Source organism: Pleomorphomonas koreensis DSM 23070 (assembly GCF_000425185.1).
GTDB classification, from domain to species: Bacteria; Pseudomonadota; Alphaproteobacteria; order Rhizobiales; family Pleomorphomonadaceae; genus Pleomorphomonas; species Pleomorphomonas koreensis.
In genome coordinates this window covers 1-25,438 of record NZ_AULH01000017.1, presented here as the reverse complement: position 1 = coordinate 25,438, position 25,438 = coordinate 1, and the positions used below count along the sequence as shown (strand labels likewise).

General features: G+C 64.1%; 33 protein-coding genes. 21 read left to right on the top strand and 12 right to left on the bottom strand.

The window, feature by feature from the left end; translation table 11 throughout:
* Positions 1–8: 8 nt before the first annotated feature.
* The 4 genes from H512_RS0114930 (at position 9) to H512_RS0114915 (ending at position 3,466) form a co-directional block, all read left to right on the top strand.
* Positions 9–2,090 carry a prohead protease/major capsid protein fusion protein gene (locus H512_RS0114930; RefSeq protein WP_210162703.1) on the top strand — a complete coding sequence of 694 codons (2,082 nt, stop codon included), beginning with the start codon at positions 9–11 and terminating at the stop codon, positions 2,088–2,090.
* Between the two features lie 82 nt (positions 2,091–2,172).
* A complete protein-coding gene (locus H512_RS0114925) occupies positions 2,173–2,508 on the top strand; it encodes a DUF2190 family protein (RefSeq protein ID WP_026784134.1) in 336 nt (111 codons plus the stop codon).
* Complete coding sequence (locus tag H512_RS0114920) at positions 2,508–2,819, top strand: head-tail joining protein (RefSeq protein WP_026784133.1); 312 nt, start codon at positions 2,508–2,510, stop codon at positions 2,817–2,819. The genes H512_RS0114925 and H512_RS0114920 overlap by 1 nt, the downstream gene beginning before the upstream one ends.
* Positions 2,816–3,466 carry a DUF6441 family protein gene (locus H512_RS0114915; protein ID WP_026784132.1) on the top strand — a complete coding sequence of 217 codons (651 nt, stop codon included), beginning with the start codon at positions 2,816–2,818 and terminating at the stop codon, positions 3,464–3,466. Before H512_RS0114920 ends, H512_RS0114915 begins: the two co-directional genes overlap by 4 nt.
* 3 nt (positions 3,467–3,469) lie before the next feature.
* On the opposite strand, the gene H512_RS24245 is transcribed toward H512_RS0114915, so the two are convergent.
* Positions 3,470–3,844 carry a helix-turn-helix domain-containing protein gene (locus H512_RS24245; RefSeq protein WP_053239931.1) on the bottom strand — a complete coding sequence of 125 codons (375 nt, stop codon included), beginning with the start codon at positions 3,842–3,844 and terminating at the stop codon, positions 3,470–3,472.
* Positions 3,845–3,849: 5 nt separating this feature from the next.
* Positions 3,850–4,203, bottom strand: a complete 354-nt coding sequence (locus tag H512_RS0114905) for a type II toxin-antitoxin system RelE/ParE family toxin (protein ID WP_026784131.1) — start codon at positions 4,201–4,203, stop codon at positions 3,850–3,852.
* Positions 4,204–4,276: 73 nt separating this feature from the next.
* Here H512_RS0114905 and H512_RS0114900 point away from each other — a divergent pair, with 73 nt between their 5' ends.
* From H512_RS0114900 to H512_RS26400, 4 genes are all read left to right on the top strand, one after another.
* Entirely contained in the window at positions 4,277–4,696 is a 420-nt protein-coding gene (locus tag H512_RS0114900) for a hypothetical protein (protein ID WP_026784130.1), read from the top strand.
* Positions 4,697–4,721: 25 nt separating this feature from the next.
* Positions 4,722–5,666 (top strand): phage tail tube protein, encoded by a 945-nt coding sequence (locus H512_RS0114895; RefSeq protein WP_026784129.1) that lies wholly within the window; start codon positions 4,722–4,724, stop codon positions 5,664–5,666.
* A 2-nt stretch (positions 5,667–5,668) separates the two neighbouring features.
* Positions 5,669–6,106: a hypothetical protein gene (locus tag H512_RS0114890; RefSeq protein WP_026784128.1), complete on the top strand. Its 438-nt coding sequence runs from the start codon at positions 5,669–5,671 to the stop codon at positions 6,104–6,106.
* Between the two features lie 80 nt (positions 6,107–6,186).
* Positions 6,187–6,345: a DUF7697 family protein gene (locus H512_RS26400; protein ID WP_169507165.1), complete on the top strand. Its 159-nt coding sequence runs from the start codon at positions 6,187–6,189 to the stop codon at positions 6,343–6,345.
* A 43-nt stretch (positions 6,346–6,388) separates the two neighbouring features.
* Here H512_RS26400 and H512_RS24240 read toward each other — a convergent pair whose 3' ends face one another.
* Together H512_RS24240 and H512_RS0114875 are read right to left on the bottom strand one after the other, a co-directional pair.
* Positions 6,389–6,589, bottom strand: coding sequence for a hypothetical protein (locus tag H512_RS24240; RefSeq protein ID WP_053239919.1), 201 nt, complete (start codon positions 6,587–6,589; stop codon positions 6,389–6,391).
* 72 nt (positions 6,590–6,661) lie between these two features.
* Entirely contained in the window at positions 6,662–6,874 is a 213-nt protein-coding gene (locus tag H512_RS0114875) for a hypothetical protein (protein ID WP_026784127.1), read from the bottom strand.
* Between the two features lie 67 nt (positions 6,875–6,941).
* On the opposite strand from H512_RS0114875, the gene H512_RS0114870 reads away from it, so the two are divergent.
* The 13 genes from H512_RS0114870 to H512_RS0114810 all read left to right on the top strand — a co-directional run bounded on the left by H512_RS0114870 (position 6,942) and on the right by H512_RS0114810 (position 19,411).
* The gene (locus H512_RS0114870) at positions 6,942–9,116 is read left to right on the top strand and encodes a tape measure protein (protein ID WP_026784126.1); all 2,175 of its coding nucleotides are present in this window, start codon (positions 6,942–6,944) and stop codon (positions 9,114–9,116) included.
* A gap of 9 nt (positions 9,117–9,125) precedes the next feature.
* Positions 9,126–9,752 (top strand): DUF2460 domain-containing protein, encoded by a 627-nt coding sequence (locus H512_RS0114865; RefSeq protein WP_026784125.1) that lies wholly within the window; start codon positions 9,126–9,128, stop codon positions 9,750–9,752.
* Entirely contained in the window at positions 9,749–10,096 is a 348-nt protein-coding gene (locus H512_RS0114860) for a hypothetical protein (protein WP_026784124.1), read from the top strand. The genes H512_RS0114865 and H512_RS0114860 overlap by 4 nt, the downstream gene beginning before the upstream one ends.
* On the top strand, positions 10,089–10,220 hold the full coding sequence (locus H512_RS27770) for a hypothetical protein (protein WP_281170354.1): 132 nt from the start codon (positions 10,089–10,091) through the stop codon (positions 10,218–10,220). Before H512_RS0114860 ends, H512_RS27770 begins: the two co-directional genes overlap by 8 nt.
* A gap of 4 nt (positions 10,221–10,224) precedes the next feature.
* Entirely contained in the window at positions 10,225–10,974 is a 750-nt protein-coding gene (locus H512_RS0114850; protein WP_026784123.1) for a glycoside hydrolase family 108 protein, read from the top strand.
* Positions 10,971–11,495: a 3TM-type holin gene (locus H512_RS0114845; protein ID WP_026784122.1), complete on the top strand. Its 525-nt coding sequence runs from the start codon at positions 10,971–10,973 to the stop codon at positions 11,493–11,495. Before H512_RS0114850 ends, H512_RS0114845 begins: the two co-directional genes overlap by 4 nt.
* 16 nt (positions 11,496–11,511) lie before the next feature.
* On the top strand, positions 11,512–12,396 hold the full coding sequence (locus tag H512_RS0114840; RefSeq protein WP_026784121.1) for a DUF2163 domain-containing protein: 885 nt from the start codon (positions 11,512–11,514) through the stop codon (positions 12,394–12,396).
* The gene (locus tag H512_RS24235) at positions 12,393–12,869 is read left to right on the top strand and encodes an NlpC/P60 family protein (RefSeq protein ID WP_053239918.1); all 477 of its coding nucleotides are present in this window, start codon (positions 12,393–12,395) and stop codon (positions 12,867–12,869) included. Before H512_RS0114840 ends, H512_RS24235 begins: the two co-directional genes overlap by 4 nt.
* 3 nt (positions 12,870–12,872) lie before the next feature.
* Entirely contained in the window at positions 12,873–16,850 is a 3,978-nt protein-coding gene (locus H512_RS0114830; RefSeq protein ID WP_026784120.1) for a baseplate multidomain protein megatron, read from the top strand.
* A gap of 15 nt (positions 16,851–16,865) precedes the next feature.
* Positions 16,866–17,942: a DUF2793 domain-containing protein gene (locus H512_RS0114825; RefSeq protein ID WP_026784119.1), complete on the top strand. Its 1,077-nt coding sequence runs from the start codon at positions 16,866–16,868 to the stop codon at positions 17,940–17,942.
* A gap of 19 nt (positions 17,943–17,961) precedes the next feature.
* Positions 17,962–18,249 carry a DUF6127 family protein gene (locus H512_RS0114820; RefSeq protein ID WP_026784118.1) on the top strand — a complete coding sequence of 96 codons (288 nt, stop codon included), beginning with the start codon at positions 17,962–17,964 and terminating at the stop codon, positions 18,247–18,249.
* A gap of 73 nt (positions 18,250–18,322) precedes the next feature.
* Positions 18,323–18,997, top strand: coding sequence for a YcbK family protein (locus H512_RS0114815; RefSeq protein WP_026784117.1), 675 nt, complete (start codon positions 18,323–18,325; stop codon positions 18,995–18,997).
* A gap of 162 nt (positions 18,998–19,159) precedes the next feature.
* Positions 19,160–19,411: a hypothetical protein gene (locus H512_RS0114810; protein WP_026784116.1), complete on the top strand. Its 252-nt coding sequence runs from the start codon at positions 19,160–19,162 to the stop codon at positions 19,409–19,411.
* Between the two features lie 34 nt (positions 19,412–19,445).
* Here the strand turns inward: H512_RS0114810 and H512_RS0114805 are convergent, their stop codons facing one another.
* From H512_RS0114805 to H512_RS0114770, 8 genes are all read right to left on the bottom strand, one after another.
* Positions 19,446–20,594 (bottom strand): cation:proton antiporter domain-containing protein, encoded by a 1,149-nt coding sequence (locus tag H512_RS0114805; RefSeq protein ID WP_026784115.1) that lies wholly within the window; start codon positions 20,592–20,594, stop codon positions 19,446–19,448.
* Between the two features lie 48 nt (positions 20,595–20,642).
* Positions 20,643–21,065 (bottom strand): thioredoxin TrxC, encoded by a 423-nt coding sequence (gene trxC, locus H512_RS0114800; RefSeq protein ID WP_026784114.1) that lies wholly within the window; start codon positions 21,063–21,065, stop codon positions 20,643–20,645.
* 52 nt (positions 21,066–21,117) lie between these two features.
* Positions 21,118–21,960, bottom strand: a complete 843-nt coding sequence (locus tag H512_RS0114795) for an SDH family Clp fold serine proteinase (RefSeq protein ID WP_026784113.1) — start codon at positions 21,958–21,960, stop codon at positions 21,118–21,120.
* Positions 21,951–22,703 (bottom strand): rhomboid family intramembrane serine protease, encoded by a 753-nt coding sequence (locus tag H512_RS0114790; protein WP_026784112.1) that lies wholly within the window; start codon positions 22,701–22,703, stop codon positions 21,951–21,953. The genes H512_RS0114795 and H512_RS0114790 overlap by 10 nt, the downstream gene beginning before the upstream one ends.
* A gap of 36 nt (positions 22,704–22,739) precedes the next feature.
* Positions 22,740–23,315 (bottom strand): NADH dehydrogenase ubiquinone Fe-S protein 4, encoded by a 576-nt coding sequence (locus H512_RS0114785; RefSeq protein ID WP_026784111.1) that lies wholly within the window; start codon positions 23,313–23,315, stop codon positions 22,740–22,742.
* Positions 23,299–23,937, bottom strand: coding sequence for a hypothetical protein (locus H512_RS24230; RefSeq protein WP_036791994.1), 639 nt, complete (start codon positions 23,935–23,937; stop codon positions 23,299–23,301). Before H512_RS24230 ends, H512_RS0114785 begins: the two co-directional genes overlap by 17 nt.
* 208 nt (positions 23,938–24,145) lie before the next feature.
* Positions 24,146–24,793 carry an HdeD family acid-resistance protein gene (locus H512_RS0114775; RefSeq protein WP_026784110.1) on the bottom strand — a complete coding sequence of 216 codons (648 nt, stop codon included), beginning with the start codon at positions 24,791–24,793 and terminating at the stop codon, positions 24,146–24,148.
* Positions 24,794–24,820: 27 nt separating this feature from the next.
* Positions 24,821–25,438: RNA polymerase sigma factor (locus H512_RS0114770; RefSeq protein ID WP_026784109.1), on the bottom strand; the 618-nt coding region annotated here is incomplete at its 5' end.

Sequence of the window (25,438 nt, the reverse complement as noted above, 5' to 3'; positions counted from 1 at the left end):
GAAGGGCCATGCCCGACAAGATCGTGACCGTGCCTGCATCTTTGCCGATGCAGACGCGGCGAGAACCCATTGCGCCGTCAACGGTCGATACCGAGGCGCGCTCGGTCGATGTCGTCTTCACCACCGGCGCAGCCGTACGCCGCCGGCGCTGGACCGGCTGGGACAGCTCCGTTCCTTTCGACGAAATCCTCGAAGTCAGCAATGCAGCGGTTGATCTGTCGCGCCTCAATGCCGGAGCGCCGGCGCTCGACAGCCATTCCATCTGGTCGTCGTTCTCGCAGGTCGGCGTGGTCGAGCGCGCCTGGATCGACGGCAAGGAAGGCAAGGCCACCATCCGCTTTCCGCGCGAAGGCATCGACCAGGCCGCCGACCGGATGTTCGGCCTGATCAGCGACGGCATCATCCGCAATGTGTCGGTCGGCTATTCGATCGACCGGGCGAAGGTCATTGAGGCCGAGAAGAAGGGCGACGTCGAGAAGCGCATCGTCGAGCGCTGGACGCCGCTCGAGGTCAGCTTCGTCACCGTTCCCGCCGACCCGCGCGCCCAGGTGCGTGCCGCAGACCAGACCAGCTATCCGATCGAAATCGTTGAAACCCGCTCGAACAAGGAGGCCATCATGCCCGAGAGCACGACTGTCGTAGCGGGAGATGACCCCGCAATCATTGAAACTCGTACCCAACCGGTCCCGCCTTCCGCTGCCGGACAGCAGGCTTCGCCTGCGCCAGCGACGCCGGCTGCATCTGAGATGCGTGCGCAGCCGAAAGCATCGAGCCCGGAAATGGCCGCCGCTTCCGATACGGAAGCCATCGCCACCCGAGCCCGCGAAGCGGAGCGCGAGCGCGTATCGACCATCTACGATCTGGCGGGGCGTCTCAACCTCGAGCGCAATTTTGCCGAGGATCTGGTCAAGCGTGGTGTCAGCATCGACGAATCCCGCCGCCTGATTCTCGATCAGGTCGCCGCCAAGTCGGAAGAGACCCGAACCTTCAGCCAGATCTCCATCCCGCTCGGCGGACAGGACGAGCGCACCACCCGCCGCGACGCGGTGGCCAACGCGCTGCTGCATCGCTACAGCCCGACGCTGTTTCAGTTGGAGGACGCCGCCCGGCAATATCGCGGCATGACGCTGCTGGAGCTCGCCCGTGAAAGCCTCGCCGATGTTGGCGTCAATACGCGCGGCCTGTCGCGTGATGAGGTGGCGACGCGGGCGCTGCATTCGACCTCGGACTTTCCCGAGATCCTCTCGGCCGTCACCAACAAGACGCTGCGCCAGGCCTATGACACTTATCCGCGCACCTTCACGCTGTTCTGCCGTCAGGTACTGGCGACCGATTTCAAGGCCATGCACCGTGTCCAGCTCGGCGAGGCGCCGCAGCTGCTGGAAGTCGGCGAGAGCGGTGAGTTCAAGCGCGGCACGCTTGGGGAGTCGAAGGAAAGCTACCGCGTCAAGACCTATGGCCGGGTCGTTGCGATCACAAGGCAGGTGCTGATCAACGATGATCTCGACGCCTTCACCCGCATTCCGGCGATGTATGGCAACTCGATCGCCCAGCTGGAAAGCGACGTGGTCTGGGGCATCGTTACCGCGAACCCCGCCATGGCTGACGGCACAGCGCTGTTCCATGCCAGCCACAAGAACCTCGCTGGCTCTGGCGCGGCGCTCGATGTCACCAGTGTTGGCGCGGCGCGCGCGGCGATGGCCAAACAGACCGGGCTCGACAAGAAGACGGTGCTCAACATTCGCCCGGCCTTCCTGATCGTGCCCGCCGCGCTCGAGCTCAAGGCCGAGCAGCTGGTGGCGCAGAATCTGGTGCCGGCGGCAATCAGCAACGTCGTGCCGCAGTCGATCCGCACGCTCAGCCCGATCAGCGAGCCGCGCCTCGACGCGGCAGATGATAAGACCTGGTATCTGGCGGCAAGCCCGAACCAGATCGACACCATCGAGTACGCGTATCTGGAAGGTCAGCAGGGTGCCTATATCGAAACCCGCAACGGCTTTGATGTCGACGGCGTCGAGATCAAGTGCCGCCTCGACTTCGGCGCCAAGGCCATCGACTGGCGCGGCCTCTACAAGAACCCCGGCGCCTAGCGGCCGGCACTTCATCTATGAACCCGAACATGCGGGCGGCCCTGACGGGCCGCCCTTTCTCTTTCCGAAAGGGCCTTCCCTCATGAAAAATTACATCCAGCCCGGCAATACCATCACGCTGACCGCCCCCTATGTCGTCACCTCCGGCGATGGCCTGCTCGTCGGCTCCATCTTTGGTATCGCATCCGCCGACGCTGCCAGCGGCGAAACCGTGGAGGCCACACTCGTCGGTGTGTTCGATCTCAAGAAGGTCGCAAGCCAGGCGTGGACCGCCGGCGACAAGATCTATTGGGACAATACCAACAAGGAGGTGACCAAGACTGCAACCTCGAATACGCTGATTGGCGTCGCGGTTGTAGCGGTCGCCGGCGGTGCAAGCGATACACTCGGCCAGGTACGCCTCAACGGCGCGTTCTGATGAACGCCTTTGCCGCTGTCGTCGATCTGCTGTTTGCCGATCCGAATATCGGCAGAGATGCGGTCTATACGCCCGATGGCGGATCGACCGTGCCCGTGCGCATCATTGCCCGACGTGCGGACGAGATCACTGGCTTCGGCGAGGCGCGGCTCTGGTCGGAAACCACCCGCGTCGATCTTCGCCTCGCCGAGGTCCCGAACCCGCGTGCTGGCGACCGGATCGAGATCGATGGCGACACCTTCATCATTCAGGGCGAGCCGGTGCGTGATCGCGAGCGGCTCGTCTGGACCGTGGACCTTCGCCCGGCATGAAACTCGGCATCAGTATTGTCGGCGACATCGCCCGGATCATGGAGGCGGAAACCCGCGCCGGCCAAAAGGCGGTCACCATCGCCATGCGGGAAGCCGGCACCGGTCTCAAGTCCGCCTGGCGAGGGCAGATCACCGGTGCGGGGCTAGGGAGCCGGCTCGCCCGCACCATTCGGTCCGAGCAGTATCCAAAAGGTCGGCCGAGTCTCAACGCGGCAGCGCTGGTCTGGTCGAAAGCACCGGTGATTGTTGGTGCGCACGACAGCGGCCCCCTGATCCGCTCCAAGAACGGCTTTTGGCTGGCGATCCCGATGCCGACCGCTGGAAAATCCTCACGAGGTGGCAGGATCACGCCCGGCGCGTGGGAGCGTCGCACCGGCCTGCGCCTGCGCTTTGTCTATCGGCGCACCGGTCCGAGCCTGCTGGTCGCCGATAATATCCGCGTCAGCAAGACGGGACGCGTCCGCGAAAACATCACCCGGCACAAGGATGGTCGCGTCTCGAGTCGGCTGCAAGGTCGCGCCACCGCCGTGATCTTCTTGTTGGTACCGCAGGTGAAACTGCCGAAGCGCCTCGATCTGGCGCGGGATGCGCGTGCGGTTGAGAACGCACTGCCCAGGATGATCGTGGCGAACTGGGGCGAGACGTGATGCTCAACGATGGGCGGCAACGGGATGTTTAGCCTGTGTCGTGCGACGTCGGCGGCGTGGCTCTTCGGTCTCACCCAAGCCTTCGAGTGCGACCGGCGCCTTGCCGGGAAATTCGACCGTCAGCTTCAGCGAGCCACCCATCGCGCCGACATAGCTACGGAGTGTCGAAAGCAGGAGGTCGCTTTGGCGTTCGTATTTGGCTACCGTGGCCTGTTGAATGCCAAGCGTCTCGGCCAGCTGAACCTGCGTCAGCTCCTTGGCTCTACGCAGTTCCTGCAGCGTCAGATATTCGGTGTGCAAGCGATCTGCTTCTGCCTCGATCCGCGCGCGACGGGCCGGGTCGAGCGTGGCGAGCTTGTCCTTAAGGCTGCGAGCCATGGTCGTCATCCTTTCCGTTTGGCCAGATGGCTGTCGAACCGCTCATCGGCCCGTGCGATCAGTTGCTTGTAGAAGCGCTTCTCGCTGCCACCCGATTTGTCCCCGCCAACAAGCAGGATTGCCTGTCGGTCGGGGTCAAATGCGAAGGCGATTCGCCAAACGCCGTCGGCAGCGTTGCAGCGTAACTCCTTCATGTTCGCGTGCTTCGATCCGGTCAGGGTGTCGGCATGCGGTCGTCCGAGCGAGGGTCCCTCGCGTTCGAGCAGCAGCACCCGCGCGAGGATCGCGTCCTGAACTTCCGCATCGAGTTCATCGAATTCCGGCTCGAACTCATCGGCGAAGGAAACTGTCCAGGGCATTTGGTTCTCATGTCTTGGAATCTATATAGCCTCAAAGCACTAATTTTACAAGAATGGCATTGATGAAACTCAGATGCCCACCACTCGCGAAACCATCCTCGCCGCGCTGCACGCGCGGCTTTCGGGGTTGCCCGCCACTGTCCTGCGCGGCGACGTGCTGTCCGAACGCGTGCCTGCGGCGGGATTGCTGATCCTGCGGGATGGCGACCCGGGTGAGCCCGAGATGACACTGTCGCCCTTGCGCTATCACTACCAGCACCGGGCCGAGATCGAGGCCGTCGTGCAGGGCGCGGGCCGCGATGCGGCGTTTGATGCGCTGTGCGCCAGCATTGGTGCGGCGATTGCCGACGATCGCACGCTTGGGGGACTGTGCGACTGGATCGAGGCGGAAGCGCCGCAGCCGGTCGATCTGCCCGTCGAGGGCGCGGCCGCCCTGAAAGCCGCCATGATCCCGGTGGTGCTGCACTATTCGACGGCCGACCCGCTCGGTTGATCCCGACAATCCGAGGAGAAACACCATGGCACGAGCCCAAGGGGCGCGGGCGCGAATGGCGCTCGCGTTCGAGACGATTTATGGCACCCCGCCGGCGAGCGGTTTCAGCCGCATGCCATTCGCCAGCACGACGCTCGGAGCGGAACAGCCGCTGCTCAATTCCGAGCTCTTGGGCTATGGCCGCGATCCGCTGGTGCCGGTCAAGGATGCGGTGACCGCCGATGGCGACGTCGTGGTGCCGATCGATGCGCAAGCCTTCGGCTTCTGGCTGAAGGCGGCGTTTGGTGCGCCGACAACCACCGGAACGGCGCCGGGGCCCTTCACCCACACTTTCCAATCCGGATCCTGGACCCTGCCGTCGATGGCAATCGAGACCGGAATGCCTGAGGTGCCGCGATACGCACTCTATTCCGGCGTGGTGCTCGATCAACTGACCTGGCAAATGCAGCGCTCTGGCTTGCTGACCGCAACGGCGCGGCTGGTGGCACAGGGCGAGACGATCAACACCACGTCACAGGCCGGCACGCCCGCGGAGCTTGACCTCATTCGCTTCGGACACTTCAACGGCGCCATCAAGCGCGACGGCACCGCGCTCGGCAATGTCATCTCGACCGAGATCACCTATGCCAACAATCTCGACCGCATCGAGACCATCCGTGCCGACGGCATGATCGATGGCGCCGATCCATCGATTGCCGCACTCACTGGCCGCACGGAGGTTCGCTTTGCCGACTCGACCCTCGTCACACAGGCGATCAACGGCACGCCGTGCGAGCTGGAATTTTCATACACACTCATCTCTGGTGAAAGCCTGACCTTCACGGCGCACGCGGTCTATCTGCCGCGACCGCGCCTCGAGATTTCCGGGCCGCAGGGCGTGCAGGCCTCGTTCGATTGGCAGGCGGCGCGCGACGCCACGCTCGGACGCATGTGCACCGCCGTGCTCATCAATGACGTGGAGGACTACTGACCATGATCCGTCTCGACCTTTCCACTGAGCCGAAATGGCTCGACCTTGGATCTGGCCTGCGCCTCCTTGTTCTGCCGGTGACCACCGCCACCATGGTCGCGGCCCGCAACGATCCGACAGTCGAATCTTTGCCCAAGGACGCCAGCCAGGAGCAGATGGCGGTGGTCATGGCGAAGGCGGTTGCGCGCCGCATAGTGACCGATTGGGAGGGCGTCGGCGATCAGAGCGGCATGCCGATGTCGGTCACACCGGAAGGGATCGACGCGCTGCTCGACATCTGGCCAGTGTTCGAGGCCTTCCAGACCCGCTGCCTCGCGCCGCATCTGATGCTGGATGCGGAAAAAAACGCCTCATCGCCCTTGCCGAATGGCACTTCGGCGGGGGCGACGCCTACTGCGCGGCCTGCGAAGGCGCGTGCCCCGACTGCCCCGCGCGGCTGAACCATCCGGAAACACCGGAAGGTTGGCAGGTCTGGGATCTCGTCCAGCGCCTGACTGGACAATTGCGTGTGGTTGGCGGCATGGGCGCCACGGTCGTCATCGGCTGGGACATGAACGCTGCCTTAGCCATGGCGCGCGCACTCGGTGTCAGTCCGCTGATTGCCGCCGAATGTCTGTCCGAGATCGAGGCGGTGATGGTGCGCAAGCTCAACGAACAGATGGCGGCCGAGCGCGCCTGATCAGATACGACTGTTGCACGCCGGCCTGTCAGGACTTGCGGCATTACCCCCGGTTCAGGCGCCTGCTCTTCTTCCTGCCAATGCTGCCGTCAGACGCGGATTGCGACTGACCGGTATCAGCCCGGATCGCCTGGACGTCCGGTTCCGACAGTTCGATTTCGTGGACCGTGGCCATCCGCTCACCACGCACATGCGCCAGCGCCTCCTTCAGGCCCTGTTCGATACTCTTGAAAGCTTCGCTCATGTCATCTTCCCCCAGGTTGCCAGACGCATATGTCAATGACGCACAGGCAAAGCCTTGTTGGGAATTTGGCGGTCAGAACCGATCCGACCGATCCCGGCAATCGGTCGCTTCAGCACCCTTTGCGATCCCGGCAAGTGAACTCTGTTCCGGCACCGGTATCAGCAGAATGTCAGTTCCCTTTGGCATGAGTGCGAAGACCTGACCGACCTTCCAGCCCCGCGCAGCGCGGAGGGCCTCGGGGATCTGGATCTCAAATTTGGCGGACAAGGTGACGATCTCGGACATGACTCAAGTTTCCGCGGATCGGCACCGTCACGCAAGGCGTGTCTCCGTCTGACAGGAAGATTGACCCATGGCCGAAAAACGCGTCTCCGTCCGGCTCGTTGCCGAGGGCGGCCGGCTGGTCCGCTCCGAATTCGAGGGCGTTGGCGAGGTTGGCGAAGCCAGCTTCAAGCGGATCGAGAAGCAGGCCGACGTCACCGGCAAGGTGGTTCGCCGGGTGATGGGCGTGCTTGGCGCTGCGGTCAGCGTTCAGCAGCTCGTCATCTACGCCAATACCTGGACCGACCTGCGCTCGCGGGTCGATCTCGCCACCGGCTCGCAGGAACGCGGTGCCGCGGTCATGGGACGGCTGGCATCCATGGCGCGGCGGACCTATTCGAGCATTACGCAGACCACGGAATCCTGGCTCGCCAACGCCACGGCGCTGCGGGAGCTTGGTCTCTCTACCAGGGAGAGCCTGGATTTCACCGAGGCGCTCAACAACGCCATGGTGGTGTCGGGCGCCAAGGCGGACCGCGCGGCTTCCGTGCAGAACGCGCTGTCGAAGGCGATGGCGCTCGGCAAGCTGTCCGGTGAGAACCTCAACACCGTGATCGCCAGCGGCGGCCGGATCGCCGAACTGTTGGCGGCGGAGCTCAAGGTCAACGTCAATCAGCTGCGCACTCTCGGCGCGGAAGGCGACATCACCGGCGATGTGATCCGGCGTGCGCTGCTCGGCAATCTCGAGCGCCTGCGCCAGGAAGCCGACGCGATGCCGGCCACCATTGGTGATGCCTTTACGCTTCTGGGGAATGCGGCGCTGCAGCTGGTGGGACGCTGGGACAAGATGGCGGGAACGTCCGCCACTGTTGCGGCTGCGATCATCATGCTCGCCGACAATCTGGAGCACCTTGCCGCCATCGGCATCGCTTTTGCCGGCTTCATCGCCGGGCGCTGGGTCGCGGCCTTCGTTGCAGCGAGGATTGCCACCTTCAGCCTGTCGGGTGCGCTGGCGTTGCTGCGCGGCGCCATCATCCGCACCGGCATCGGCGCGCTGATCGTCGGCGCCGGCGAGCTCATCTACTGGTTCGGGCAGTTGGTGAAAGGCGCCGGCGGTTTTGGCGCCGCGCTCGAGCTGATGGGCAATCTGGCAAGGGCCGTCTGGGACGGCATCAAGGCCGTTGCCTCTTCCTTCGTCGACGACTTCCGCGCGATCGCGGCCAGCGTCGAGCAGCTCTGGCTCAAGCTGATGGCGTTCCTGTCCAACAAGTGGGCCGACTTTCTCGGCACCATCGGCCCGACCTTCAACAAGGTGGCCGAGACGCTCGGCGCCGACACCCGGATCGACTGGTTCGGGGTGCAATCTTACGCCTCGATGCTCGATCATGCCGCCAGCAATGCCGGCGTGACGGCGGAGCGCTATCGTGAGCGTGCGACGGACACGCGCGCGCATGCCTTCGATGGTGTCGGCCCCGCTGCGCAGGCGCTGGGCGATGCGGTACGCAAGGCGGACAGTGCGGCTGCACTTGATGATGCCGCCAATGCGGCAGGCCGTGTCACCATTGCACTCGATGCGTCGGCGAATGCTGCGAAGAAAGCCGGCAAGGCGCACAAGAAAAGCGCGGAAGAAGCTGTCACCGGCTGGGCGGCAGTGGTCAAGAGCCTGGCCGATTACGCTGAAAAGGCCCGCGAGATCGGCGCCGATGTCGGCAAGACGCTGGTCGGTGCGTTCAAGAGTGCGGAGGATGCCGTCGGCGAATTCGTCAAGACCGGAAAGCTGAAGTTCGGCGACCTCGTCACCTCGCTGATTGCCGATCTGGCGAAACTCGCGGCACGCCGCTTCATTCTCGGTCCGATCGCCAACGCTCTCTCGGGTGCGCTGGGCAATCTCGGCAGCAGCCTCTTTGGCGCGCCCGGCCCCGTCGCGGCAGCGGCAAAGCTGTTTGGATCTCCGATCTATCATTCCGGCGGCCTCGTCGGTGCGCCCGCTCCAAGCCGCATGGTGCCGGCCATGGCTTTTGCTGGTGCGCCGCGCCTGCATGCCGGCGGCTGGGCAGGCCTGCGGCCAGACGAAGTGCCGGCCATCTTGCAACGAGGTGAACGGGTGCTGTCGAAGCGCGAGGCATCAGCCTCGGCACGCAGCGCATCCGCTCCAAGCGTCAACGTCACCATCATGGCGCGCGATGCGGAAAGTTTTCGGCAATCGCGCACACAGGTCGCTGCCGATATCGCCCGCGCCGTGTCACTCGGCCGGCGTGGGCTCTGAGACCCTAACATGGCGTTCCACGAGGTCCGGTTTCCGGACGACATTTCGCGTGGTGCGCGCGGCGGGCCGCAGCGGCGAACGCAAGTCGTCGAGCTGGCTTCCGGCGACGAGGAGCGCAACGCCAGCTGGGCCAACTCTCGCCGCCGTTATGATGTCGCCTACGGTATCCGTCGCGCCGATGACCTTGCAGCCGTCGTCGCCTTCTTTGAGGCGCGCAATGGCCGGCTGCATGGCTTCCGCTTCAAGGATTGGGCGGATTACAAGTCCTGCCTGCCGTCGCAGATCCCTGCTGCCACTGATCAGGCGATCGGCACCGGTAATGGCAGCACCAAAACATTCCAGCTGACGAAGCGCTACGCCTCCGGCGCGCAGGCATGGGTACGCATCATTACCAAGCCTGTTGCCGGCAGCGTAGCGATCGCGCTGAACGGCACGCCAACGTCCTTCGGCTGGTCGGTCGATGCGGCCACCGGTCTCGTCACCTTCGTATCCGCACCTGCTTCCGGCGTCGCTATCACCGCCGGCTTCGAATTCGACGTGCCGGTTCGCTTCGACACCGACACGCTCGACGTGACGCTCGATCTCGAGCGGCTCGGCTCGATCACCTCCATTCCCCTCGTGGAGATCCGACGATGAATGATGAGCCCGGCTTCATCACTGCGGTGTTGCGCGACCTTGCGGCGTCGACGGCGGCGATCCTCGCCGTCTGGGGTGCGCTTGGTGGCGCCACCAATGCGCTGACCACCAAGATGCATCTGCGCGATGCGCTGCGCCACATCCTGCTCGGCGGCATCATCGCCGCTGGCATGGGCAGCCTGTCAATGGCGCTGGTCACGCGGTGGCTCGGCCTGCCGTCGGAAGCGATTCCGGCCGGAGGTGCGGCAGGGTCCGCCGCCTATCTCGTCGGCGTCTTCGGACCTGCCTTCATCGAGGTGACGCTGGCGCGCCTTCGCAACAAGGGAGGCGATCACGATGCGTGAGCTTCTGCGCCTTGCCCGCCAGCTTCGTTGCGACAGCCCCGATCCGCGCGAGGCGTTCGCCCATCGCATGCGCGTCGGCGTCATCGTCGCCCTCCTCATCCTGATCGCTTACCTGCTGAGGTAACTCCATGGACGCAAACTTCTCGAACTGCCTGGCGGTCACGCTGGGCTATGAGGGCGGCTGGTCGGATCATCCCTCCGATCCCGGCGGCGCCACCATGAAGGGCATCACGCTTGCCACCTATCGCCGCTTCAAACCGGGTGCGACGAAAACCGACCTGCGCAACATCTCGAACGAGACTGTCGCGAAGATCTACCGCACCGACTACTGGGACAAGGTCGGCGGTGATCGGCTCGCCGCCGGTGTCGATCTCGCCACCTTCGATGCCGGCGTGAACTCCGGTCCTGGGCGTGCCAGGCAATGGCTGATGGCCGCGATCGGTGGTCCCGACCACTACACGGTCAAACGCGTCTGCGCCAAACGTCTCGGCTTCATGCGCTCGCTCGCCATCTGGAATACGTTTGGCAACGGCTGGTCGCGTCGTGTCGCCGGTATCGAAGCCAAGGGCGTCGCCTGGGCGCTGGCGCAATCCACCGATCCTGCCAGAGCCCGCGCGCAGCTGACGAAGGAAGCAAACGCTGCCAGTGCTACCTCCAAAAAACAAACCGCAGGCGCCAGCGCGGCCGGCACCGCGACCACAGCCGGCGGCAGCGACGCGCTCTTCAACCCGGATCATGTCGACCAGATCGCCGGCTGGGTGCTGGGCGGACTGCTGAGCGCCGGTGCGTTGGTGGCGGCGGTGCTGATCGTTCGCGCCATCATCCATCGCCAGCGCGCCGCCGCCTATGCCGCCGAGGCAGAGAGGATCATGTCATGAGCGCCATTCTCGCGTCGATGCTGATCGATGTTGCGGCAAAGGTCGGCGCGCCGATCGTCAAGAGCCTGCTCGAAAAACATGTCGGCGGCCCAATCGGTGATATCGGCGGCATGGTCATCGATGCCATTGCCGGGCGTGCCGGTGTGCCACCAGACGATCTCCGCTCAGTCCCGATCAAGGATCTGGAAGCGGCCGTGGCCTCCACGGAAATGGATGCGCCGCAGCTCGTTGCGGCATGGGTCGAACAGCAGCGTGAAACCAACAGGCTGATGCTGGCCGAGATGAGCAAGGGGCGACCCTGGTGGACCTGGGGGTGGCGACCGGCGTGGATGTGGTTCCTCGGCTTTCTGTTCCTGTTCCGTCTGGTGCTGGTGCCGTTGGCCGACGCCATCCTTGGCTCCAGCATCGCGGGCGGTGTCGACCTTTCCACCATGATGACGCTGACCGCCTGGTTCATGGGCCTCTATATGGGTGGCCACACGGTCAAGGACGCGCTCGCCAAGTGGGCGGAGCGGTCATGATTGCCGGTGATCGACCATGAAATCTCTTTCCCCTCAACTGCAGGCCCATCTCGACGCGGGCACGACGACGCTCAGTTGGTGCTGGAGGATCACCCGTGCCGATGGTGGCGTGTTCGGCTTCACCGATCATGATCGCACGCTTTATCTCATTGGTACCGAATTCGAGCCGGAAAGCGGGCTGACGGCATCGGAGGTCCGTTCAGGCTCGGACCTGTCGGTTGATGCGCAGGACGCGCAAGGCGTGCTGACCTCCGATCGCATCACCGAGACCGACATTCTCGACGGCCGCTGGGACAATGCCGAGGTCGAGCTCTGGCGGGTCAACTGGGCCGACACCTCGCAGCGTGTGCTGATGCGCCGCGGCGTCATCGGTCAGATCCGGCGCGGCCGGCTCGCTTTTGTTGCCGAGATGCGCAGCCAGGCGCATGTGCTGGGTCAGACCGTCGGCCGCATGTTCCAGGCGACCTGCGACGCTACGCTCGGCGATGCCCGTTGCCGCGTCAATCTCGATGCGCCCTCCTTCAAGGGAACAGGTTCTGTGATCGACATGCTGCGCGACCGTGCCTTCACGGCATCGGGGCTCGGTGGCTTTGCCGCGGGCTGGTTTGCCTTCGGCACGGTGACATGGACCAGCGGTGTCAATGCAGGGCGGCAGGCCGAAGTGCTGTCGCATGATCTCGTTGACGGCATCGCCATCCTGACGCTGCTCGAGGCGCCGGTGCGGCCGATTGGCGAGGGCGATGCCTTCATCATCCGCGCCGGCTGCGACAAGCGCATCGCGACCTGCCATGCGAAGTTCGCCAATGTCGCCAATTTCCGCGGCTTCCCCCACATCCCCGGCCAGGATGCGGTGCTGCGCTATGCAACGCGCGATGGCGGCCACAATGGAGCGGTGCTGTGAAGTCGGCTGCCCCCAAAAAGGTCATTGCCGTCGCGCGCGCCTGGCTCGGCACACCGTATCACGACCAGGCAAGCCTCAAGGGTGTCGGTTGCGACTGCCTCGGCCTCGCTCGCGGCGTCTGGCGTGAGGTGGTGGGTGACGAGCCCTTCATCATCCCGCCCTATAGCCGCGACTGGGGCGAAACCGGCCCGCGCGAGGTGCTGGCCGAGGGCGCCCGCGGCGCCATGATCGAGATTGCACCAGAACATGCTGGTGCCGGCGCGCTGCTGCTGTTCCGCATGGCGCCGCGCGCCATTGCCAAACATGTTGGCATTCTGACCAGCGCCGACAGCTTCCTTCATGCCTATGAGCGGCTCGGCGTGATCGAGCAACCTCTCACCTTGCCCTGGCGACGGCGCATCGCCTTCGCCTTTCTGTTTCCACGGCCGGCCCTTGTCCTGTGCAAGAAGGCCCGGCGCAAGACAAAGCCCTGATCCATGGCCGCTCTCGTTCTCGGCGTCGCCGGTGCCGCCATTGGCGGTAGCATCGGCGGCACCATCCTCGGCATCAGTGCCGCCACCATCGGCGGCTTTGTCGGCGCCGCCGCAGGCTCGATGGTCGACAGCTGGATCGTGTCGTCGCTCACCCCTGCCCAGCGGATCGAAGGTGCGCGTCTCGACAGCCTGCGCCTGACCTCGTCGACCGAAGGCGCCGTCATTCCCCGGCTCTATGGCCGCATGCGCATCGGCGGCAACATCATCTGGGCCACGGATTTTCGTGAGGAGAGCAGAACCACCACGCAAGGCGGCGGCAAGGGGTTTTCGATGGGCGGCGGTGGCGCCAAGGTGCAGACCACCGAATATCTCTATTACGCGAGCTTTGCGGTCGCGCTCTGCGAAGGTCCGATCACCGGGATCGGCCGTATCTGGGCCGATGGCAAGCTGCTCGATACCGCCGGCATTGCCTGGCGCTGGTATCCCGGCGACGAGAACCAGACCGCAGACCCCTTCATTGCCGCCAGGATGGGCGCGGCCGATACGCCGTCCTATCGTGGCACGGCTTACGTTGTGTTCGAGGAATTGCCGCTCGCCAATTACGGCAACCGCCTGCCGCAGCTGTCCTTCGAGGTGTTTCGGCCGCTCGCCGATGCCGACACCGCCGAAGGGCTGGTTCGCGCCGTCACCATGATTCCGGCTTCGGGCGAATTCACTTATGCGACGCAAGGCATCCGCCATGGCAGCGCCTGGACACAGATCCCGGCCAATCTCAACGCGCTGTCCGACACCGCCGACATGGTGGTGGCGCTCGATCATCTGCAGGCGACGATGCCTGCAATTGAAAGCGTCAGTCTCGTCGTCGCCTGGTTCGGCAACGATCTGCGCGCCGGCCATTGCCAGATCAGGCCTGGCGTGGAATTGGCGTCGAAGCTGACCTTCCCGAAGACCTGGACTGTCAACGGCGTATCGCGCGCCAATGCCCATCTCGTCAGTCGCGACGCCGAGAACCGCCCGGTCTATGGCGGCACACCTGCCGACTTTGCCGTGGTGCAGGCAATCCGCGAGATGAAAGCGCGTGGACTGCGCGTCACCTTTTATCCCTTCATCCTGATGGACGTGCCGCCGGGCAACTCACTGCCGAATCCGTATTCCGACAACGCCAGCGAGGCTGGTCAGCCGGCGTTTCCATGGCGTGGCCGCATTACCTGTTCGCCGGCAGCCGATTACGCGGGAAGCGTCGATAAAACCGCTACCGCCACATCGCAGGTGGCAGCCTTCTTCGGCGCAGCGACCGCGGCACAGTTTGTGGCGTTCGGAGACACCGTGCTCTGGACCGGCCCCACCGGCGATTGGGGTCTGCGCCGTATGGTGCTGCATTACGCGCAGCTTGCCAAACTGGCCGGCGGCGTCGATGCCTTCATCATCGGCTCGGAGATGCGCGAGCTGACCACTATTCGTGATGGCGCCGGCAGCTATCCCGCCGTGCAGGCGTTGCGCGACCTGGCAGCGGCTGTGCGCTCGATCCTCGGGCCTGGTGTGAGGATCAGCTATGCCGCCGACTGGAGCGAGTATTTCGGGCATCAGCCAGCGGATGGCCCGGGCGACGTCTTCTTCCACCTCGATCCGCTGTGGGCCGATAGCAACATCGACTTCATCGGCATCGACAATTACATGCCGCTCTCCGATTGGCGCGACGGGGTCGATCATTTCGATGCGCAGGCCGGCTGGCCTGCAATTCATGATCGCGCCTATCTGCAATCCAACATCAGAGGCGGCGAAGGTTTCGACTGGTACTACGCCTCGGAGGTCGATCGGGCGAACCAGATTCGCACGGCGATCACCGATGGTGCCGCCGCCAAACCGTGGGTGTTCCGCAGCAAGGACCTGCGCTCATGGTGGTCGAACAGGCATTACGACCGTCCTGGCGGCGTGGAGAGTCCGACACCGACGGCGTGGGTGCCGCAATCCAAGCCGATCCGCTTCACCGAGCTCGGTTGCCCGGCCATCGACCGCGGTACCAACCAGCCCAACGTTTTCGTCGATCCGAAGTCGGCGGAAAGCGAGGTGCCACACTTCTCGCGCGGCTGGCGCGACGATGCCATCCAGCGCGCCTATCTGGAAGCAACGTATCTGTGGTGGAGCGATCCGGCCAACAATCCAATCTCGTCCATCTCAGGCAGCCGCATGGTGCATGTGCCCGAATGCGCTGCCTGGACCTGGGATGCGCGACCCTATCCGTTCTTTCCCGAGCTGACCGATGTCTGGACCGACGGAGAGAACTGGCGGCTCGGCCACTGGCTGACCGGCCGTCTCGGTGCGGTCTCGCTCGCCGCCCTTGTGCGGCATCTGTGTCGGCGCGCCGGTATGCGAGATGAGCAGATCGATGTCTCAGGGCTCTGGGGCGCCGTCGAGGGCTATGTCATCGGCGCACTGGAAAGCCCGCGGGCGTCGATCGCGAACCTTGCCCGTCACTTCGGCTTCGATGCCGTCGAAAGTGAAGGCAGGATTCGCTTTGTCATGCGCGGCCGGGCGGCCGTCGCCAGCATTCCGACTGAGGCCATGGTGGCGGCCGATCAGAACGAGGTTCTGGAGCTGACCCGCAGCCAGGAGACCGAACTGCCCCAGGCGCTCAAATGGCAGGTGGCGCGCGCCAACGAGGATTACGATGCGGCGATCGTCGAAGCCCGCCGCATCACCGTTGAAGCATCTCGCATCTCCTCCGAGACCTTTCCGTTTGCGGTGCCGCTAGAGGAGGCCGAACGCCGTTGCCGCCGTGCGCTGATGGAAGCCTGGACCGGGCGTGAGAGCGCCGTCTTCCGGCTGCCGCCATCGCGGTTGGCGCTCGATCCGGCCGACGTGATCCGGCTCGACCATGATGGCCGCGAGATCGATTTCCGCCTCGTCTCGGTCGCGGATGCCGAATCCCGTTCCATTGAGGCGATCCGCCAGGATCGGCAGGATTACGACCTGCCGCCTGGTGCGGCACGGCCGTCGGCACTCTCAAAAACTGTCGTCTTCGGTGCACCCGAGGTGGTGATCCTCGACCTGCCGCAACTGACGGAAGCGCATATCCCGCACCATCCGCTGATCGCCGCGCAGGCACAGCCATGGCCGGGGCAGCTGGCGGTGTTCCGCAGCCCCGGCAATGACGGCTACGAGCTGGTCACTGCCGTCAGCACCCGTGCCCGCATCGGCGCACTGACGAATGATCTGTGGTCCGGGCCGGTCTCGCGCTTCGACCATGGCAACGTCATGATCGTCGATCTCGTCTCCGGCACGCTCGAAAGCGTCACCGATATTGCGCTCCTCGGCGGCGCCAATGCGCTTGCAGTGGAAAGCGCACCAGGTATCTGGGAGGTCTTGCAAGCAGGATCGGCCGAACTGATCGCGCCGGGCCGCTACCGGCTGACGCGGCTGTTGCGCGGTCAGCGCGGCACCGAAGGCGCGATGGCCGATCCGGTGCCGGCGGGTGCGCGCGTGGTGGTGCTCGACAGCATGCTCGCCGACCTGCCGGTCACCGAGGCCGATCTCGGCATGGCGATGAACTGGCGCATCGGCCCGGCCTCAAAACCTGTCAGCGACGAGACCTATGTGGCACAGACCTTCACGCCCGAGGGTGTTGGGCTCCGGCCCTTCGCGCCGGTCCATGTCGAACAACCATGGCGCAAGGCGCGCGTGCCTGGTGATCTCACCATTCGCTGGGTGCGTCGGGATCGCTCGCTCGCCGCAGACAGTTGGAATGCCGTTGAAATCCCGATGAGCGAGGCCAGCGAATCCTGGCAGGTCGAGATTCTCGACGGCGCAACCGTCAAGCGGTCCTTGACCACTGCCACCACCAGCGTGGTCTACAGCGCAGCCGACCAGAGCGCCGACTGGGGCGCACCGCTCGGACTGGGTTTCTCCCTTGACGTCCGCATTGCCCAGATCGGGCAGACGTTTGGCGCTGGTGCTGCGCTCACTACTACCCTCTGGTTCTGATCATCGGAGACACCCATGTCCGACACAACAGTGCATCTGGCGCTGCCCTTCATCATGGCCGCGCAGGCCCAGAAGCATGTCACCCACAACGAGGCGCTGCGGATCCTCGACGGGCTCGTGCAGCTTTCCGTCCACGACCGCGACCTGACCGCACCGCCTGGCAGTCCCTCCGATGGCGACCGCTACATCGTCGCTTCGGGCGCCACCGGAGCTTGGGCGGGTTGGGATCTGAACGTCGCGCTCTGGACCGACGGGGCCTGGCTGCGGCTTGCGCCACGCGCGGGTTGGCGGTCATGGGTCGAGGACGAGGGGCTGCTGTTGGTCTACGACGGCTTCGTCTGGATCGGCACGACGCCCGCCGAGCTGCAGAACATGGCGCTGCTCGGCATCGGAACCAACGCCGACGCCGCCAATCCATTCTCGGCCAAGCTCAATGCCGCGCTCTGGACCGCCAAGAGCATCGCAGAAGGTGGCACCGGCGATCTGTTCTACACTATGAACAAAGAGGCAGCAGGCCGAGATCTCGGTTATGTCTTCCAGACCAACTATGTCACCAAGGCGCTGATGGGCCTGTTCGGTTCGGACAGGTTCCGGCTGGCCGTCTCGGCCGATGGCAGCAGCTTCTTCGACGGGCTGATCGTCGATAACGCCACCGGCATCGTCGACCAGCCCCGGCTGCCGCGCTTCAAGGGCTACACCAACTACGACAACTATGTCGGCCTCGACAGCTGGACGAAGATCGGCATCAACAACACCGATTATAACGATCAGGGCGCCTTCGACGCCGGCAACAACCGCTTCGTCGCGCCCGTCGCCGGCACTTACCTCTTCGGCGCGACGCTGCTCTACAAGGTCAACGCCAGCACGACCGCGCGCATGCGGGGGCGGCTGGTGCTGAACGGAACCACGGAAATCCGTGGCTCTCTCGGCGAAATCTCCGCTACCCACGTCTCGCTCGCCACCGCGATCTGGCTGCAGACCATGGTGCCGCTGACCGCGGGCGATACCGTCGAGCTGCAGGGGTATTTCCGGGTCGCGGACGGCTACTTCGCGGCCGACCACACGTCCTTCTGGGGCTGCAAGATCGGCTGAACGGCGGAAGGAGGCTCCGATGACACCACCCCGATCCGAGGGCTTCGTGCGCATCCCCGACGCCGAGTTCGAGGCAATCCTGACCCGGGCAGCGGAGGAAGGCGCGAAGCGCGCGCTCGCCGATGTGGGCCTCGACGGGGACGAGGCCGCGCTCGACATCCGCGATCTGCGCTCCCTGGTGGACTGCATCCGGCTGGTGCGCCGCACCGCCATGCAGACCGCCGTCCGGATGATCACCACCGGCGTCATGCTGGCGCTGCTCGCGGGTATCGCGATCAAGCTCAAGATCTTCGGCGGCGGCCCGTAGCCGCTCACCATCCCGTCCATCAGCCTAACCGCACCCGCCCTCGAGGCGGGTTTTTCGTTTTCGGAGGACCCCCATGACGACGACCTTCCACCGCCATTGGCGCGATGTGCCCGCGGGCACCTGGCGCTGGCCCAACTTCTCGCCCACAGAAATCGCCTGCCGGGGCACCGGCAAGCTGCTGATCAACGAACCGGCGCTCGACAAGCTGCAGGCGCTGCGCGACCGGCTGGGCAAGCCGCTGATTGTCCGCTCGGCCTATCGTAGCCCCGAGCACAATCGCGCCGTGGGCGGCGCGCTTCGCTCCAAGCACCTCGACGGCGCCGCCTTCGACATCGCCATGGCGAACCACGACCCGGTGGCTTTCGAGGCCGCGGCGCGCGAGGTCGGGTTCCTTGGGTTCGGCTTCTACCCGCGATCGGGCTTCATCCATGTCGACCTCGGCCCCGCACGCCAGTGGGGCAAGCGGTTCCCGGTCCGGGCGACTGCATTTGCAGCCGAGACTCCGCCCGTACGCGAAGTGCTGGCCGACAGCCGCACCATGAAGGGCAGTGGCGCGGCCGGAGTTGCGACACTGGGCGCCGCGGGTGTCGAAGTGGCGCAGAGCGTCCTGGCGGAGACCCAGTCCGCAATACTGCCGCTGGTGCCGTATCTCGATACGCTCCGCTGGGTGTTCATCGCCGTGGCGCTCGTTGGCATCGCGGTTACGATCTACTCCCGCCTCGACGACTGGCACCGGGGGCGGCGGTGATCGGCGCACTCCTCACCGGGATCGCAGCCAGCCCTTGGGGGCGGGCGGCGCTGCGCTACGGCGCCATCGTCCTCGCCGTGCTCCTGTTCCTGCTGTCGCTTCGGCGGTTCGGCCAGCGAGCGGGACGCCTCGCCGAACGCCTTGAGACCACGGAGAAGGCAAATGATGTCCATCGCCGGATGCTGGAAGCGGCGGCTCGCCGTCCTCGCGATCGCAACGAGCTTGCTGAGCGGCTGCGCGACGGTCGGTTCTGACGGTGGCGGGCTGGGGACCTGTCCGCCGGTCGTCGAGTACACCGGCCAGATCCAGGCGCGCGCCGCCGACGAGCTCGATCTGCTGCCGGATGGGTCGGCAATCGTTGAAATGCTCGCCGACTACAGCGTCATGCGGGATCAGGCTCGGGCGTGCACTTAGTAAACTGAGAAATATAGTTATCTTGATGTTGACCCTACTGAACCTTTAGCCCTGCCCATCTGACCATGACACTCCCGGCCAGCATGCTCGCTCCAATCGCAAGAAGGAGGGGGCCGGCGAACTCGTTGGCGACAATGCCCGATGCCGAAGAAACCGACAGCAGCATCAGGCTGAATTCTCCTCCGTGGGCCAGGATGATCCCAGTGCGCAATGAGGTCTGAAGCGACTCGCCGAATAGTCGGGCGACGACCAGAACAATCAGCGTCTTGCCCACGAGAAGAACGACAAGCCAGATCAGCACGACAGGCCATGCAGAAGGAATGATCCAAAGTGGCAATTGCGTTCCGATGCCGATAAAGAAAATCCCGACAAACAAATCGCGGAAGGGCCTAATCTCGTTCTCGACAGCATGGCGCGCGTCGCCTTCGCCGATGATCATGCCGGCCGCGAATGCGGCGAGTGCCGGAGAAAGGCCGGCGGTGGCCGCGACAATCGCAGACCCGAGCGCAATGGTGAGCGCGAGGAGTTGGGCAAGTTCCGGATCGCCACGCGACGCTACCCAACGGGCAAGCAACTGCAACGGGAAACGGGCAATGAACAGAGCTGCAACCAATGCCGTAGCACCGGCGACGACCGTTATCACGCCATACCCTCCGGCGGCACCACTCATCGCATCATGCAGAAGCAGAAACGCGACAGCTGCCAGGTCCTGAAACAGAAGCACTGCAATGGCGAGGCGCCCTTGGGCCGATCCTAGAGCGTTCACGCTTGCGAGCACCTTGAGGCACATGGCCGTGGACGACATGGCAACGGCCCCGCCGATGAGGATTGCGGGGAGGGGCGCGAGATCAAAGATCAGGCTCGCTACCAACGACACCGTTATCGTCGTGACTGCAACCTGCACGGCTCCAAGACCGAAGACATGCTTCTTGAGCGTTACGAGCTTCTCGAACGAGAATTCCAGGCCAAGCGCGAACAGCAGGAGTATCACGCCAATCTCGCCAATGCTGCTCAGGGCAGCGCTTTCGGCAATCAGGCCGAGGCCGGCGGGTCCGATGACTATACCGGCAAGAATGTAACCGACGATGCCGGGCACGCCGATCCGTGAACATATTGTCACGAACACGAACGCGGCACCGACCAACAAGGCCGCACTTTCGATAAATCCGGTCACGCCATGCATCTTCTTCTCCTGATGGCATGGCGCAGGAAAGGCCATTACCCGCAATTTCTAGACGTGAGAGCGCGCCCATTGCGCGATCTGGGCGGCAGACATCGCGCCGCTCGTTCTCGCAATTTCCTTCCCGCTACTGAACAGGATCATGGTGGGAATGCCGCGGATCCCGTGGCGGCCGGCGATCTTCTGTTCGGCTTCCGTATCGAGCTTACCGAGGCGGAAATTTGGTTCGAGCGACTGCGCCGCCGCCTCGAATTGGGGCGCCATCATCTTGCATGGCCCGCACCACTCGGCCCAGAAATCGACCAGCAAGGGCAGTTCGGCATTCGCATGACGGTCAAAATTAGCCGCTGTAAGCGTGACGGGCCTGCCTTGAAAGAGAGGCGCGCCGCAGCGTCCGCAATTGGGATTGTCGGTCAGGCGCTCTTGCGGCACTCTGTTGGTGGAATTGCACTGCGGGCAAGCGACCGTGGGCATCCTGTATCCTCTCGTTGACGAGCCGGTCTTGGCGGCCGGCTGATGCAAGCATTCAGCGCGTGGACATGGCGCGGCGCGCCTCTCGCTGCCGCGGCTCGGGCAGGTATTCCACGCCGCCGCCCTGGCGACGAACCGGCTGCGGATAGAGCGTCATCAGCTCCAGTATTTCCTTGGGCATGTCCGTTCCAACGGGCAGGCCCATGTCGCGGGCCTCATCGGCAGAAATGGGATAGTCGTGGGTCCAGGTGCCCGTCGCCAGCTTCGCCGCCACGGACGCCGCGCGGTTCTCGTCCATCTTGTCCGACAGCAGACGCTTCGCGAATGCCTCGATCTGCGCAATGGCCTTGCGACCGACATCGGCCATGATCAGGGTCTGGTCGTCGATCTCGGCGATGGGTTTCTCCTCGACGACCTTGATGAGCGAGGCAGCAGGCAACTGGCCAAGTTGCGGATCTACGGGTCCCAGCACGGAATGTTCACACATCACGATCTCGTCGGCAGCGAGTGCGATCAGCGTGCCACCGGACATCGCGTAATGTGGCACGAACACTGTGACCTTGCCCTTGTGTCCCTGAATGGCGCGGGCGATCTGTGTTGCCGCCAGCACAAGGCCACCCGGTGTGTGCAGCACAATGTCGAGCGGCACTTCGTCGTCGGTCATCTGGATCGCGCGCAGCACTTCCTCCGAGTCATTGACGTCGATGTAGCGCATCAGGGGGAAACCCAGCAGGTTCATGGTCTCCTGCCGATGAATCAGCAGAATGACGCGACTGGCGCGCTTCTTCTCGATGTTGGCGATCTTGCGTGTGCGCATCGCCTCAAGATAGCGGCGCTGGAGAACCGGCTGCAGCGCCGAAATGATGAAGAACAGCCAGAAAAGCTGCATTATGTCCATGGACCTTGTCCCCCTTCCCGTCGGCCATCCGGCAGAAAGCCATAGATGCCCTCGTCGCGATAATAATGGCGATAGGTGGCTGCCCGCCTTCGCAGGAGTGGCGTGACAATCCAACCGGCGAGAAACCCGCCGATATGCGCCCACCAGGCGATCCCGCCCGTGGCCTGATCGCCGCCGAGCGACAGAAAGCCGGGAATGACCTGCATGAAGAACCAGATCATTGCGAAAATGAACGCGCGCACTTCGAAGAACAGCGGAATGAACAGAATCGGCACGATCACCACCAGCCGAGCCGCCGGAAACATGCGTGCGTAGCAACCGATCACGCCCGCGATCGCCCCCGATGCGCCAAGCGCGGGAACGACCGAGTCGGGGTTCGCCAGGGCATGAGCCAGTCCGGCCGCCACACCACAGAACAGATAGAACAGCGTGAATCGACCCGGTCCGAGCCGATCTTCGACGGCGGGGCCGAAGATCCAGAGCGTCCACATGTTCAGGATGAGGTGCAGCCAGCCCCCGTGCAGGAAGATATTGGTCAGGAATGGGGTCCAGTCGGACGGGGCGACGAGGCTTAGCTGTCCGAAGAAGCGCGAGGGCACCAGCGCGAACTCGAACAGGAACCGGTCCAGCACGCGCGGAGGCAGGCTGATCTGATAGAGGAACGCGAGGACGTTCATGCCGATGACCGCCCATACGATGACGGGCGGGTAGCGGCGCGCGACGCTGTCAAGGTAGGGAAACAAGCGGCAGATCCTCGCTCGCGCTGGCCATTCCGTTCATTATTTTTTCCCGGCGATCGTCACGCCCGTCCAGGCTGGGGGATCGGAGGCCGGGCAGGATTCAAGACTGGCTTCGATAACTGGATCGAATTCCGCCTGTTCTTGCGACGACAGGTCCACCGAGCCTTCCTTATCGACCGCGCGCCGGAGTCGGTGGTCCGTGCGACCCCGATCCAGGCGGGACGGTATGCGAAAGGCGTTCGGGGCGTCGGCTCCCTTGTAGAGGCGATGCCGCTCCTCTCCCCGCCAGTGGTGCGGCGCACGTCGGTGAGTCGTGTCCTCGCGCACGAGGTAGCGCCAGTCCTGCCGCTCCGCGAATGCCACAGCGCTTTCGCGGTCGGGGAATTTCAGCCGGATCGGACGATAGGGATCGTTGCTGGAGGTATATCCCATCAGCGGCTCGATTTGGGGTGGACGCGACGGCTCGAATTCCAGTATCCAGTAGTTGGGCCGCGGCGCCGATGTCATCGCGGAACGTGCCGGCCGGTAAATGATCGCGGTCGGAACGTCCCATGATCTCATGTTGGTCCCGGGAATCTTCGGCGGAAAGGGTGGGCGGTTATGGCCGCGCATCATGATCTTCCTCCTTCTTAATCGTAGCGACCTCCGCTTCAAAATTGAGATCGTCAAGTCGCTCCATTCGTCTAGAATTGCGACGAATTGTTTCCGCCGTGTTTTTAGAAGTCGGCGCCGTGCTCTGGACGACATCAGATCGCATTGCCGAGGTCAGATCGGCGACGGACTGCATCACCTTCTCGCCGTCAGCTTCGACAAGCGCGCCATCCGTGAGGCCGGCCAACAAGGTGTCGAGAACGGCCTCGAAGCAGGTCAGAACTTCTTCGCTGGCAACCACTGCAAGCTTGTGGTTCAGAACCCTCAAATCGTCGATCAGTCTCTCATCATGTTCTGATTTCTCGACAATTTCCGCCACCTTTTCTATGCACGACATGTAAATGTCGCATTGTTGCTGAAGGATGATCACTCTTCCTTCTTTTCGAAGTTCGAGTTCTGTCTGACGGTTGAGGAGAGCCGCGGTCAGCGCGATCGTGACGACGGCGCCCAGAAAGACCAGTGTCATCTCTTGGGCGAACGGCAGAGGCTCTTCCACCAAATACATGGCGCGGAACATGAAATAGACGCCGATCCCCAACGAGGCGGCGACAACCATATAGGCAAGGTCGCGCAGTCCGAAATTCATTGGCGATCGTCCTCTTCGCAATCTGACTCCAGCCAAGCATCAGGCTTCTCGCAGCTTTGTTTTTGGTCTGCCTGTCGAAGAAAGACCGGTGTCGGTCCGCTGCCGAAGGGATTGAAGCCGGCCCTCAGGCAGCGCTCGAAGATCGTCTCGTCCCAATGGGTGAGATCGTCGTCATCGCCGACGGGCCGCCCGGCTTTCCCCAAGCGCGTCATTTGCCAGCGGACAGGTTGACGCCGGGAGTTTTGTCGTGCCCTGCCTGATTCGCGCGCCGCAGCCGCAGGCCCAGCAGGATCATCATTGCTCCGAAAAGGGCGGCGTAGAAGCCGAGCAGCCAGCCGAGGGCCAGGAAGCTTTCGAGCGGACGCGTCAGCAGCATCCAGGTCACGATTACACCCAGCGCGACCGAGATGAGGCCGCTCAGGATGAGCCAGACCTCTCCCTTGATTTCCTTGCGCAGGCGGATCGCCGCCGCGATTTCTAGGACGCCGGAAAACACCGACCAGAACGCGATGCTGGCCCAGAGGAATGTCGCGAGGACCAGCGTTGCGACGAAGGGCGAGACGACCACGACCACGCCCGTGGCGATCCCCAGGAGACCGCTGAACATCAGCCAGCCCCAGCGTTCGCCCTTGCGGATGTTGCGTATCGCGGCGACCAGACCGAACAATCCGTCGGCGAAAGAGAAGGCGCCGAACACCAGCGTCAGGGCCAGAAGCGACGCGGCCGGCATGATGAAGGCGAGCACTGCGATAACCAGCGAGAGCACACCGCGCAGCACGAAGGCCCACCAGTTCCGGGACAGGGTGCACAGCACGGTCTGCATCGTGCTCGAAGATGTTTCAGAGGTTGTCGTCATCGGTCTATCTCCTTGTCAGGTATCGAGTCAGGTGCGGGAGCCGGCCCCTTCACCGGCCAGCGCGGCGGCCAGGCGGCGGCGGTCGTCGATCGGCTGGGGCAGGCGCGTTGCGTGGGCGATTTCCCGTTCGACACGCGCGACCTCCGTCGCCTCGGAGATCAGCCCGGTTTCGACAAGCTTCGCGCGCAGTGTCTCGCCCGCCTTCTCTGCGATTTCTTTGACCTCTGCCTCGGAAAGGCCCAGGAGGTCCGCCGTCTCCGCAACCGTGGCGTCGTCTAGGTGGAGCCGATAGAGAACGCGGCGTTCGACCGGCGGAAGATCGGCGATTGCCCGGTGCAGCGCCATGGCAATCTCATGCCGATTCGCTTCGGTCTTAGGATCCGTGCCGCCGTCGTCGGCGATAAGCTCCTCGAGCAGCAGCACGTCGTCGGGCTGGTAGAACTCAAACATCTCCTCGTCCGACTCGGTGGGATGCTCGGCCGGAGTCTCGGGTTTCGCGTTGATCGAGGCGGCATCCTCCGGCACCGCGCGGCGCGCGGCATGCGCCTCGGCCTCGATGGTCTCGAAAGCCAGTTTCAGCAGCCAGTCGCCTATGGAAAACTCGGTGGGCCGCTGCTCGAACCTTTCCAGTCCCTTGAGGATCGT